The following is a 12,298-nucleotide window of genomic DNA, read 5'->3' as shown; positions in this document are numbered from 1 at the left end:
TGCGGGCTGCGGGCTGCAGGTCAATTATAGTTTTGTGGCAGGGTTTTAGTATGCTTGTTTACTGCGTAGAGGTGGCAGATTACCTTTGTGCGGTCGCTGTTCGCGCATCCGTGCGCCGCTAAACTTCGCCATCCATGGCTCAGATTCCCGCTCAAAGGTAATCTACCACCTCTACTAACCTCCCCCGCCGATCGATACAAGTAGGAGCGCTCGAAACGAAGTGAAGACGCGATTTTTTTAAGCTGCAAGTCAAGATTAAAAAATGTAACGAACCAAAACACAACTATTCATTTACCTTTTCAGCCTGATTTCTCGCAACAATCTCAGAGTCCCAGTAACATTTTTTCACTGACAGCTTGTAGCTGATAGCTGACAGCTCAACCCCTAGCACTCCTCCCGCTAAACATTTATAGTCCAAATGCAACGTTCTAACCTGCGGAGTTTTATATGCTCAAACCAAAAGCGCTCAAAGAAGGCAGTCGAGTAGCCGCTGTGTCTTTATCTTGGGGTGGTCCGGGTACTTTTCCTCACCGCTACCAAGCGGGTAAAAAACAAATCGAAGAGGCATTTGGTATCACTTTAGTTGAAATGCCTCATACACTAGCAGACCCAGATTGGCTTTATCGCAACCCTAAAGCTCGAGCGTCTGATTTGATGATGGCGTTTGAAGATGATTCCATTGATGGCATTATTTCAACCATTGGCGGCGATGATTCTATCCGGTTAATCCCCTATTTAGATTTAGACATTATCCGCGCGAATCCAAAAGTATTTTGTGGTTACTCAGATACAACCGTGTCTCACTTGCTTTGCTACAAAGCAGGACTCATTAGTTTTTATGGCCCAGCTATAATGTCGGGGTTCGCAGAAAACCAAGGGCTACACAATTACTTAAAGCATTCATTTTATCAAGCTACATTTGTTCCCGAAGCTGTTGGCTACTTAGAGGCCAATAAATCTGGATGGACTTCTGATAGCTCAGACTGGAGCATTCCTGAAAACCAGTATACAGTGAGACCGTTATCACCTTCTACAGGTTGGAACTTTTTACAAGGCTCAGGCAAACATATTGGTCACCTTATTGGTGGCTGCCTTGAAGTTTTAGAAATGCTCAGAGGCACACCAGCGTGGCCAACAGCCGAGCAATGGCAAGGTGCAGTGTTATTTATCGAAACATCAGAAGAAGGTCCTTCGCCTTCAGTAGTGCAACGAGCATTGCGTAGCTACGCAGCAGAAGGCGTGTTAAGTAAATTATCTGGCATCCTCATTGGTCGTCCAGGGGGTGATATCTCTCCACATACATTTGCAGACTATGACCACGCTATAATCCAAGTGATAAGAGATGAACTAGAGCTTACCGACCTACCTATTATTAGCGGCATGGACTTTGGCCATACAGACCCAATGATGACTTTGCCGATAGGCGTTCAAGTTGAAATAGATTGTGACACTGAGACCATAAAGGTTTTGGAGAGTGCGGTGATTTGAAAGGATAGCTGCAAGCTGCAAAAAGACAACATTGTTTTTGGCTTCGGGCTACAGGCTGCGGGTAAGGTCAAAACATAACGACAAACCACTTTTGGTTAGGCCTTGGGTGAGGGTTTGAATTTAAAAGTGAATGACTGTTTGAGCGAAGCGAGTTGTTATGAACGGCTTAAATTCATACCGGAGCGCAAGGAAGGGTTTAACGGAAGCTGTCAGTTTGTGGCTGTCAGCTGCAAGTATGATAACAGATTACACATGTTTCTCATCGCTTGTCCTAACAACGAGGTAACCAATGAACATCAACAACCCTGTCACCCACAAACACTGCTACATGAATAATTCACTATTCAATACAGTTCGTTTAGTACTTGTCCTTATTCTACTAATCAGCAACCCTTCATTTAGTGCCAAGCTAGATAGGATTAACGATTTCATGATGCCTATTTCTGAACATTCAGAAATAAGTGATGTGCAAATCGACCTAATCTTAAATAATGTAGATAAACCAAGTGCATCAATTTCGCCAACCATAATTAAACTAGCGAAAGAACTAGGCGTACTTAGTTACCTAAATTTCACCTATACATGGGGCGACCCAAATGGATCTCTACTAATAGACGCCAGAATATACAAATACCCAAGCAAAGAGCTCGCGCTGGAAACACTACTCGTCAATTTTTCAGATGAAATGCCGGAGGGCTTTTCAAAGGTAGAAAATGTAGGTGATTTCGCGGTCATGTATACAAACAAAACCCTATACTTTGTGTATCAAGATTTATCGTTCGTCCTGAATACCATTAGTGAGGAAGTAGATTTGATAAGTGTTGGTCAACATTATTCTAAGTGGTTGGAAAAGCGGTTTTGAGCTGCGGGCTTCGGGCTGCGTGTTTGAAGATTAAAAATCGTCTCTTCACTTTGTTACGAAGACTCCTACGTGAAAATTAAAATCGATGATGAGGTCGCAAGATTGAGCTGCACGCTGTCAGCTTCAAGCTGCGAGTAAGATCAAAATATTACAAACCATGCCCACCGTTTGTTACAAATGAAATCTAAATCGGTGGTGAGGTTAGTAGTGGTAGCAAATTATCATTGAGCGGGAATCTGAGCCATGGATGGCGAAGTTTAGCGGCGCATGGATGCGCGCACAGCGACCGCGCAAGGATGATTTGCTACCTCTACGTAGGCAACGATGCTCAAACCCGAAGCCAGCGGATGCCCAAAGGGCAACGTTCTAAAAAGACACCACCCTATTCCGCCCAGCGGACTTCGCTTTATAAAGCGCTTTATCGGCCATTTTTATAACTTCTTTGGCATCGCTTAACTCAGCGGTTTTTTCGGCTACGCCAATGCTGATCGTAACGCTGACGCCGTTGGACTGTTTAGAACCGCGCTGTTGTTTGCCTTGTTTATCATCTTGGGGGCGTTCGTTGTCTCTTAGGTTTAGAGTGTAGGTAGCGATGGCTTCGCGCACCATTTCTAAATGGATTTTGACTTGGTCTACATTTTTTCCGGGAAACAGGATAGTGAACTCCTCACCACCATAACGGAAAGCCTTACCGCCGCCGGAGACGTTGTTTATTTGTTGAGCGACCATCCTAAGCACTTGATCACCGACATCATGACCATAGGTGTCATTGAATTTTTTAAAGTGATCAACGTCGAGCATGGCCAGTGAATAGTGTCGCCCCAGGCTGGCCATGTTTTTCTCTAGCGCCTTGCGACCTGGAATATTGGTTAATTCATCTACATAGGCGAGTTCAAATAATTCCTGTACCAAAATTATCAACAATAGAGCCGCCAAAATAGAAAAACAAAACGCAGAGATAAGCGGTTCAGAAAAGAACAAAAATAGTAAGAAAATAATAGAAAGCCCATACACCCAAAAAGCACGCAATAAAGTTGGTTGTAACCAATACATTGCCGCTAAAAAAGCAAAACTCGGTACATAGCTACTTAACGAAGCCATACTTAGCCAGCTCTGCTCATACAAACGACGATAAAAAAGATCCGGTAAGCTACCTACCAAGTTTGTCTCGTTCAGCATAGGCATAAGAAGCGCCACGAAAATAGGTAAAAAACACAACCCGAGTATCGTTTTACCTTGCCACGTCATAGGTGATTTTTCACCGAAGGTTCCAACGACAACAAATAGTAGGGGTAATAATAGATTCAGCATGAGATAACGTAAAAACGTCAACTCCAAAGCCATGGTTGTCTGTAAATATGTTTGTATCACCCAATAGGCCGCAAGCAACAATACCGCCGTATAGACCAAAGCGTAATGCATTAAAAACAGCGCCACGCCTGCAATTAACGGCAAAATCACATAAGGGCTCCATAACAACACCGCTGAAAACTCACTGATCAACGCTGGCGCACGCACAAAGGTAGCGAACGCAATCATTAAAATTGCAAAGGGTAAGGTGAGTCGAGTTAAAAAAACAGGCACTTAAAATACTCTCAATTGATTACACTTAGCTTAGCCCAAAAATTATTGGTTTTCATTGTTTCTCAAGCTTGGCATGATAATGTTTACTTAAAACCTAAACAGAGCAAACTTATGTATTTTGGAAGCGATAATCAAACCGGTGCCTCAAACCAAGTTTTACAAGCCATCATCAGCGCAAACGAAGGCGCGTGTGATGCCTATGGCGAAGACAAATGGACAAAGGAAGCCTGCGAAAAAATCGCCCAGATGTTTGAATGTGATGCTGAGGTATTTTTAGTCAATACAGGCACCGCTGCTAATTCTCTCGCTTTAGCCTGCATGGTTGAACCGTGGGACAGCATTTTGTGTCATGGCCAAGGCCATATTATCAATGATGAACTGACTGCGCCTGAGTTTTTTACCCATGGTGCTCGCTTAGTTGGCCTCGACACAAACGAGCCACAGCTCAGTGCCGCAAGCCTATCTAAACATTTAGATCAAGGCGCTGTGCACCCGCCGCATAACGCCATACCGAAAGCGTTAAGTATCACCCAAGCGACCGAATCTGGCATGGTTTACAGTGTGGCGCAGGTCACCGAACTCTGTAGTATTGCTCACCAAAACGGACTCCACACGCACATGGACGGCGCACGCTTTACCAACGCATTGGTCGCAACTAACTGCACGCCCGCCGAACTCACCTGGAAAGCCGGTGTCGATGTGTTGTGTTTAGGCGCAACTAAGAACGGCGCGCTCGCCGCCGAAGCTATTGTGTTCTTCAATAAAGACCTGGCGCGAACCTTCGTGGCTCGTCGCAAACGTTCAGGCCACCTACTTTCTAAAGGCCGCCTTTATGGCGCGCAATTCTGTGGCTGGTTAGAAAACAATCACTGGTTAAATTTAGCCAAGCACGCAAATGCACAAGCAACAAAGCTGTCTCAAGGTATTGAAGCAGCAAAAACGACCCGCTTGGTTTGGCCAACCATGGCCAATGAGGTGTTTGCAATTTTACCTAACGCGACTATTGGGCAACTTAGAAGCTCAGGTGCCGTACTAAACGAATGGCTGCCAAGCTTCTTACCTAACGAACTTGAATTAAGTGACAGCGAATCTGTCGTGCGCTTGGTCTGTTCATTCCAAACCACGGATGCAGAAGTTGAGCAATTTATCAGTCATCTTTAACTGAATGTATGGCTATTCCATTAAACGATGCAGATGCTCACCAATAACTTTAATTGCCGCAACTCTTTTAGGTGTCCACTGTGTCGCGAAGGTAATTCGAAAGCAGTGGTTACTTGACCCTGAGCTTGAAAAAAGTTCGCCCGGTGCAATGCGTATTCCTTGTTCGCGTAGCTGATGATAAAGCGCGGTTGCATCTACATTTCTAGTGCATTCCACCCATAACGCCAAGCCACCTTTAGGTTTCGAGATACGGGTTCGCGGTGGGAAATACTGCTTAATCATTTCTCGCAATTGCGCACAGCGTTGTCGATACTTTTCTCGCGCTAGGCGTAAGTGGCGATCGTACACCCCGTGCGCCATGATCTCTGCGGCGACTAATTGCGGTAAAATGGGCATAGATACCGTGTTGATGTATTTGAAGTGCAATAGCTGATCGAACACCTGCCCAGGCATAACCCAACCCACGCGCAGCTGCGGATGTATTGTTTTTGAAACAGAAGAACAATAAATGACTCGCCCTTCGTCATCAAAAGATTTAACCGCTTTTGGCCGATGACCATCAAAGGATAAATCACCATAGATATCATCTTCAATTAAGAAGGTTTTATGCTGATTAATTAATGCGACTAATTGTGTTTTTCGATCATCCGGTATGGTGCAACCCAACGGGTTTGAAAAGGCAGATACCACCAATACAGCTTTAATGTCCCATTGGTTCAGCGCCAAATCTAATGCCTCTATGCTCATACCGGTGTCGGCATGCGTAGGCACTTCAATGGCTTTTAAGCCAAAGCTTTCGACAATTTGCAGCAAGCCGTAATAGCAAGTTGATTCTATCGCCACAACATCGCCAGGCTTGGTTAAAACACGTAAACTCATCGCCACCGCATTTTGACAGCCTGCGGTCGTAATAATGGCTTCCGGTGACACAAAGACGCCTGCGTCAACGGCACGGCGAGAAATTTGTTGTCGAAGTGTTGCCTCGCCAATCGGAGAATCGTAGCCAAACTGCAAGGTGTTCGCGGTGCGAGATAACCGAGTGTAGGTTTTTTGCAACACGGCACAAATGGGCATTGTTAAATCTGGTAAGGCGGTACATAAATTAATGCCATCGGGCGATGCGTTTTCATGTTGCACTTCCATGACTAAATCAGAGGTAGTTACGGGTCTCGGTGTAGACAGTGCTCCAGGGCTATTGGGCCGTTTCATCACCGAATTTTGTTTATTTTTAACGTAATAACCCGACTTTAACCGAGCTTCAACCCAGCCCTGCTGTTCTAGCTGAGCATAGGCTGAGTTGACCGTTGCGATGGAGACCTTGGCTTGTTTCGCCAACTCACGAACCGACGGCAGTTTTTGCCCATACAAGTATCGACCTTGATGAATTTGCTCAATTAACGACTCAGCCAGTTGTTCATAGAGCGTAATTTGCGTTGACACCGATACAGATCCTAGTTTTTAAAGCCATGACAGAAGCCTACACCTCTATTCTGTACTCATCAATATTTATATTTTCTGAATCTGTGCTGATTACAGTTAAAAATCTATACTGATCTTTCATTAACCGGCGGAGAAAAATCATGACGACAGCCAATTTACAGCCAGTTCCTAAAACAATAGTTTGGAAGATAAAACAATGGCGCACTCGCCAAATATTGGGCAAACTCGATAGCTCGCGCTTAAAAGATATTGGCGTGAATCAGTGGGACTTAAGAAACGCCCGTACATTTAACACAAAGGAACGCACATGAGTCTTTGGTTAAGCTTGGTCATCTTTGCAATGGTGTCAACCATTACACCTGGCCCGAATAACATCATGATTATGACCTCGGGCTTAAACTACGGTATTCGGCGTTCGTTACCGCATTGGTTCGGGATCTTTCTAGGCTTTCCGATTATGACCATCGGCGTTGGTTTAGGCTTAGGCCAAGCCTTTGTGCAATGGCCTTGGTTGCACAGTGTCATCAAGGTTTTGGGTATCAGTTATTTGCTGTTTTTAGCCTATAAGATAGCGATGACCACAACTCAAACTCATCAGAGTAAAAACAGTCAACCTCTAACTTTTATGCAAGCGGCGTTGTTTCAATGGGTAAATCCGAAGGCATGGGTGATGGCGATTGGTGCACTTGCCACCTTCACGACGCTTGAATGGAGCATGGTGCAGCAAGCGCTGTTAATTTCACTGGCTTTTATTATGGTCGGCATACCCTGCACAGGGTTGTGGCTGTTTGCAGGTCGTTTATTACAGCAATTACTTAAGCAGCCAGCCTACCAGCGCGCGTTTAATTACTCGATGGCTATTCTGCTGATGCTATCGTTGATTCCGATGATTCCATTTGATGCATTCATCTAAGCTGATACCTGTGCCTCCAAATATATCGAGTGCGCTGCCAATGGTAAGATCAACTTTACCATTAGATAACTGATGAACCTTTTCAAGATCGGCTAATGAACGAGCGCCACCGGCGTAGGTCACAGGAATGGTGGCGTAGTCGCCCAGCATTGAGACTAAGGCTTCATCTATGCCCGCTTGTAAGCCTTCAACATCGGCAGCGTGAATCAAAAACTCTGCGCAGTGCTGCGCCAATTCAGTCAATGTTTCTTGATTCACCGCTAAAGAAGTCACGGTTTGCCAGCGATTCGTCGCTATGTTCCAGCCTGAGTCTGTTTTACGACAACTTAAATCGAGCACTAATTTATCGGCACCCACTTCAGCTTTAACAGCTTCTAGGTTTTCAAAGCTAAACTCACCACCTTCAAACAAAGCCGATGTAACAATCACATGACTCGCGCCCGCCTCAATATAAGCGCTGGCATTGTCTACACTGACTCCACCGCCAAACTGCAATCCTTGCGGCCAAGCCTTTAAAGCATTCAGTACCTGTTGCTCGTTGTCTGGACCCAGCGCAATAACATGGCCACCCGTAAGTTTATGTTGCTGATAAAGAGCCGCATAATAGGCTGCATCATTGTCACTAATAAAATTAGTTTGTGCGCCTTGATCATTAAGGCTACCGCCGACAATTTGCTTCACTTGACCTTGATGTAGATCGATACAGGGGCGAAAAATAGTCAAACTGAACTCCTTAGAGGCGTGAAGTGGGCAATTGAACTCGCAGTATACCTTGAGCTTAAACTCCAACCAATAACAAAACCACGGACACCAATACGCTGATTATGCCGATCCACTCTACTTTACTGATGGTTTCTTTAAAAAAGTAATGTGTAAGCGCCAGCGTTACTATGTATTCGACCTGCCCAAGCGCTTTAACGATTGCGGCTTCTTGGAAACTAAAAGCGGTATACCAGCCAATACTGCCCAGCGTCCCAGTTAAACCAACAAAGAGAATTGTTTTACTTTGACCCCTTAATTGCTGCCAATTATTTGGACTTTGCCATTGCACAAGACCGCTGCATAAGAGGCCCTGAATACCAAGAGAAATCATCAACACGTAGGCGGCCGTCATAATAGGGTTGGCATCGGAAACAAGACTGGCTTCTCTTAACAGCAAAGATGTTAGCGCAAAACAAATACCCGCGGTGATGCCTAAAATAAAGGTCTTACTATGCCAAGCCGATTGCACACTTATATTTGATTTCGCTAAGCTGACAAAAACTAAGCCTATTACGCCAATCACGATAGCGAGCCAAGCCGCAAGCGAAAACGCAGCAGAGAAAACCACTGCACCAATAATGGCTGCAAAGATTCCTTCCGTTTTTGCAAACGTGGTTCCGACGGCAAAATTACGTAAACTTAATACCTTAACGAGCAGCAACGTTGCCACTAGCTGAAACAAAGCAGCACAAAGAACGATCGCATAGAAAGTGAGGCTGAAATGACGAAGTAGATCGAATTGGTCGCGCCAAATAATTACAAAATAGACAACGGCGACTGGGAACCCAAAACCATAACGCGCCCAAGTAGCCACAATGGCACTCATAGTGTTAGTGAGCTGCTTTTGCCCTGCCGTGCGAACAGCCTGCATCAGTGCAGCCAAAAGCGTAAAGGCGATCCATTCCATGAGGTTGACTCGTTTAAATTTTCCGGCAGTGTAGGGTGCGCGAAGCATTTGTACCAATGAAAACGCCGACTTCATTCTATTCCTAAAGAGAATTCGGCGTCTTTAGTCGACTATTTATTCAGAAAGCCTTTGCCCTGCAAAAATTTCAGCATATGCGGTCTGGCTTCTTTTTGTAGCATGGCCGCAATTTGAGATGTCCAAGAGGCAACTTTATTATTGCCAGTGCGCTGCTGGTAATAATTTTGTATGTGCTCATCGTAATCCGCTAAGGCTGTTTTGTCTCCTTCGCTTGAATAGGTGTTTTGCTTTAAAACAACCGATAACGGTAGGCGCGGCTTCACTTCCGGGTTTTGTGCGGGTTTGCCAATACATAAACCGAAAACGGGGTAAACCAGCTCAGGCAACTCTAACAGATCGGCAACGGCTTCAATGTTGTTGCGCAGTGCACCGATATAACAAATGCCCATGCCTTCCGATTCAGCAGCAGTGACCACGTTTTGAGCAAAGAGACCGACATCAAGCGACGCGGTTAAAAACTGCTCGGTATAGCCTTTGTGCATTTCAGAGTCATGCAGCTCACAGGCTACTTTATGGCGATTCATATCTGCGCAAAATACCAAAAACACCGGGGCTTCACTGACGTATTTTTGATCGGCAGCCAAATGCGCTAAGGTGTCTCGCTGCTCACCTTGCCCGACTTGAATGACCGTGCATGCTTGTATAAAGCTCGAGGTCGCAGCTGCTTGGCCAGCTTGAATCCATTGCTCTAGCTTTTCTTGCGGGATTGTTTCATCGGTAAACTTTCTAATTGAACGATGTGACTGAAGTAATGCGAGTGTTTCATTCATAATTATTTACAACTCTCTATAGGTAAGTTGATTACATAAACCAAAACCAAGCCCACAGCGGCATCACGCCAAAGGCAAACAAGGTTTGTAAGGTAATAATTGAAGCCATTGATTCTAGATCACCGCCCAGTTGACGCGCGAGAATGTAGGCCGATGAGGCCGTTGGTGAAATAAAGGCAATCAGTAAAACTCCTGCCGCTATGCCATCTAGTCCGAGCCAATAACATAGAGACAGTAACAGAACTGGCTTGAGTAAAAATTGAATAATCGACGATTTAAAAATAGCGTTGAAATGGCCCGTGATCAACTCAGGACGCAGCGCAGCACCAACCGCTAATAACCCTAATGGCAATGCAGCACGACCTATGATCTCGGTAATTTGAGAAGTCACCCCAGGTAGGCCAATGTCAGTTACACTTAGAACAGCCCCAATGGCACAACCTATTATCAATGGGTTCATCACAAGTTGTTTGATAAAGACTTTGGCTGATCGGGCTTCGCTTTTGCCATAAAATACAAAAACGCCAACACAGAGGAAGTTAATCATCGGAATCATAAAGCCCGCACCAATCGAGGCTAAAGCTAAGCCTTCGGCACCAAAGTAAGCACCAGAGACCGATAAGGCTATATAGGTGTTAAAGCGAATGCCCCCTTGGAATATGGAGGTAAACTGCGCTGAGGAGTCGCTATTAGGTAATAGGTGCATCACCAGCAATGCAAGGGTCGTCAGCAGCAACACCAAGAATATGATCAGCAGCATCGTCGGCCACGGTGTTCCGTCAATATTCTGGTTGCCCAAGGTATTAATTAACAGCGCTGGAAACATCACAAAGTAGGTAAGCTTTTCAATGCCCGCCCAAGCTTCAACGGGCAGAAACTTGACCCGTTTCAACAGAAAGCCTAAGCCAATGAGTAATAAAATTGGAATGAGCGCGTTTACAAAATGAACCATGAATCACCATTGATTAAAAAATAGCCTCGTAAATAGAGCCAGCGCCGAACAGAATAGCAAATCACCTGATCACTGGCGATCACTAGATTGCTTGATATTAATACTTTCAAACGTCAGTTTATCTGATATTGTGCCCGCCTCTGCAAAGCCCTTAGGAATATATTGTGGCCATAAAACCCACTATCTATAAAGTCTCAATTAATTTATCAGATTTAGATCGGCACAATTACGACACCCTGAATTTAACCATCGCTAAGCACCCTTCTGAAACCGATGAACGCATGATGGCGCGCATTGTTGCTTATTGCTTTGAAGCCCAAGACAACTTGATGCTCACCAAAGGCCTGAGCGATACTGACGAGCCTGATATGTGGGCTAAATCTCTCGATGATCAAATTCAACTTTGGTTAGATGTAGGCGAGCCTGCGACCGATCGTATCAAGAAAGCCAGTCGTATTGCCTCAAACGTTGCGGTTTATAGCTTTAATTCAAAATCAAATGTCTGGTGGTCTCAATCTTCTGATAAGCTCAAGCAATATGGCGCTCACTGCTATCAATTTAATCACCAGGAAATTGAGCATTTAGCGAGTTTGCTTGAACGCACGATGAAATGGTATGTCACTATTTCTGAAAACACAGCAGCCATTCAAACTGACTCTGACGAAGCCAGCGTACACCGAGAGCTTTTACATTCCGTATAGAGCCACTTTTATATAAAGGCACATAGGCATGATGGATGATTCATCCAGCCAGGCGTTATTTGAACGTATCGCCATCGACTTACTGCGCGATGGTTATTCAATATTGCCCAATGCATTTCCAGAGCCACTTTCCAAGGCGCTTTCAGCACACAGCCAGCGAGTTGATACCGATGCATTCAAAGATGCAGGGATTGGTCGCTCGACTGAGCACATGATTCTTGAAACGGTGCGCAAAGATGCTATCTCTTGGATAACCGCCGACACTCCAGTGGGTTCGCTCTGGTTAGCTTGGGCTGCTTCATTACAGCTGTACTTAAATCGTCGCTTGTTTTTAGGTCTATTTTCATTTGAAAGCCATTTTGCACACTACGCTCCCGGTGCCTTTTATAAGCGCCACTTCGATGCATTCAAGGGCGATACCAATCGCATTGTTTCGTTGGTGGCCTATTTAAATCATAATTGGCAGCCCACAGATGGCGGTGAAATTGTTATTTTTAAAAATGATGCAGATGTCGCTGGGCTCAAAGTACCACCTCGCTTTGGCACACTTGCGGTTTTTCTAAGCGAGGACTTTGCTCATGAAGTATTGCCGACCACGGTTGATCGGCATTCTATCGCCGGCTGGTTTCGAGTGAACACCTCAACGACCAAAGCCGTTGACCCGCCTAGATAACTCTCTG

The 12,298-nt window shown here is 45.1% G+C and carries 13 protein-coding genes; 7 read left to right on the top strand and 6 right to left on the bottom strand.

The features are described 5' to 3' along the window. Nucleotides 1–447: 447 nt before the first annotated feature. Together ACI882_RS08420 and ACI882_RS08415 are read left to right on the top strand one after the other, a co-directional pair. Complete coding sequence (locus tag ACI882_RS08420; protein ID WP_411743661.1) at nucleotides 448–1,488, top strand: S66 peptidase family protein; 1,041 nt, start codon at nucleotides 448–450, stop codon at nucleotides 1,486–1,488. Nucleotides 1,489–1,777: 289 nt separating this feature from the next. Next, nucleotides 1,778–2,350: a hypothetical protein gene (locus ACI882_RS08415; protein WP_411743662.1), complete on the top strand. Its 573-nt coding sequence runs from the start codon at nucleotides 1,778–1,780 to the stop codon at nucleotides 2,348–2,350. A gap of 366 nt (nucleotides 2,351–2,716) precedes the next feature. On the opposite strand, the gene ACI882_RS08410 is transcribed toward ACI882_RS08415, so the two are convergent. After that, the gene (locus ACI882_RS08410; RefSeq protein WP_411743663.1) at nucleotides 2,717–3,934 is read right to left on the bottom strand and encodes a GGDEF domain-containing protein; all 1,218 of its coding nucleotides are present in this window, start codon (nucleotides 3,932–3,934) and stop codon (nucleotides 2,717–2,719) included. A 111-nt stretch (nucleotides 3,935–4,045) separates the two neighbouring features. Between ACI882_RS08410 and ACI882_RS08405 the strand changes: the two genes are divergently transcribed. Next, the gene (locus tag ACI882_RS08405) at nucleotides 4,046–5,095 is read left to right on the top strand and encodes a threonine aldolase family protein (protein WP_411743664.1); all 1,050 of its coding nucleotides are present in this window, start codon (nucleotides 4,046–4,048) and stop codon (nucleotides 5,093–5,095) included. 12 nt (nucleotides 5,096–5,107) lie between these two features. On the opposite strand, the gene ACI882_RS08400 is transcribed toward ACI882_RS08405, so the two are convergent. After that, nucleotides 5,108–6,535 carry a PLP-dependent aminotransferase family protein gene (locus ACI882_RS08400; protein ID WP_411743665.1) on the bottom strand — a complete coding sequence of 476 codons (1,428 nt, stop codon included), beginning with the start codon at nucleotides 6,533–6,535 and terminating at the stop codon, nucleotides 5,108–5,110. A gap of 140 nt (nucleotides 6,536–6,675) precedes the next feature. Between ACI882_RS08400 and ACI882_RS08395 the strand changes: the two genes are divergently transcribed. Together ACI882_RS08395 and ACI882_RS08390 are read left to right on the top strand one after the other, a co-directional pair. Then, nucleotides 6,676–6,846: a hypothetical protein gene (locus tag ACI882_RS08395; protein ID WP_411743666.1), complete on the top strand. Its 171-nt coding sequence runs from the start codon at nucleotides 6,676–6,678 to the stop codon at nucleotides 6,844–6,846. Further along, complete coding sequence (locus tag ACI882_RS08390; RefSeq protein ID WP_411743667.1) at nucleotides 6,843–7,448, top strand: LysE family translocator; 606 nt, start codon at nucleotides 6,843–6,845, stop codon at nucleotides 7,446–7,448. The genes ACI882_RS08395 and ACI882_RS08390 overlap by 4 nt, the downstream gene beginning before the upstream one ends. Here the strand turns inward: ACI882_RS08390 and hisA are convergent. Genes hisA through ACI882_RS08370 form a run of 4 tightly spaced genes read right to left on the bottom strand, consistent with a single transcriptional unit; the run spans nucleotide 7,407 to nucleotide 10,917 of the window. Beyond that, the gene (hisA, locus tag ACI882_RS08385) at nucleotides 7,407–8,171 is read right to left on the bottom strand and encodes a phosphoribosylformimino-5-aminoimidazole carboxamide ribotide isomerase (protein ID WP_411743668.1); all 765 of its coding nucleotides are present in this window, start codon (nucleotides 8,169–8,171) and stop codon (nucleotides 7,407–7,409) included. The two genes, ACI882_RS08390 and hisA, sit on opposite strands and share 42 nt — an antisense overlap. Before the next feature lie 55 nt (nucleotides 8,172–8,226). After that, the gene (locus tag ACI882_RS08380; RefSeq protein ID WP_411743669.1) at nucleotides 8,227–9,192 is read right to left on the bottom strand and encodes a DMT family transporter; all 966 of its coding nucleotides are present in this window, start codon (nucleotides 9,190–9,192) and stop codon (nucleotides 8,227–8,229) included. Between the two features lie 35 nt (nucleotides 9,193–9,227). After that, complete coding sequence (nfsA, locus tag ACI882_RS08375) at nucleotides 9,228–9,965, bottom strand: oxygen-insensitive NADPH nitroreductase (protein WP_411746990.1); 738 nt, start codon at nucleotides 9,963–9,965, stop codon at nucleotides 9,228–9,230. A gap of 31 nt (nucleotides 9,966–9,996) precedes the next feature. Continuing rightward, the gene (locus tag ACI882_RS08370) at nucleotides 9,997–10,917 is read right to left on the bottom strand and encodes an AEC family transporter (RefSeq protein WP_411745250.1); all 921 of its coding nucleotides are present in this window, start codon (nucleotides 10,915–10,917) and stop codon (nucleotides 9,997–9,999) included. 164 nt (nucleotides 10,918–11,081) lie between these two features. Between ACI882_RS08370 and ACI882_RS08365 the strand changes: the two genes are divergently transcribed. Beyond that, entirely contained in the window at nucleotides 11,082–11,618 is a 537-nt protein-coding gene (locus ACI882_RS08365) for a YaeQ family protein (RefSeq protein WP_411745251.1), read from the top strand. 28 nt (nucleotides 11,619–11,646) lie between these two features. After that, nucleotides 11,647–12,291 carry a 2OG-Fe(II) oxygenase gene (locus ACI882_RS08360; RefSeq protein WP_411745252.1) on the top strand — a complete coding sequence of 215 codons (645 nt, stop codon included), beginning with the start codon at nucleotides 11,647–11,649 and terminating at the stop codon, nucleotides 12,289–12,291. The last annotated feature ends 7 nt before the right edge of the window (nucleotides 12,292–12,298 follow it).

Source organism: Reinekea sp. (assembly GCF_046710285.1).
Lineage (GTDB): Bacteria > Pseudomonadota > Gammaproteobacteria > Pseudomonadales > Natronospirillaceae > Reinekea.
This window is presented reverse-complemented; position numbering and strand designations above follow the sequence as displayed.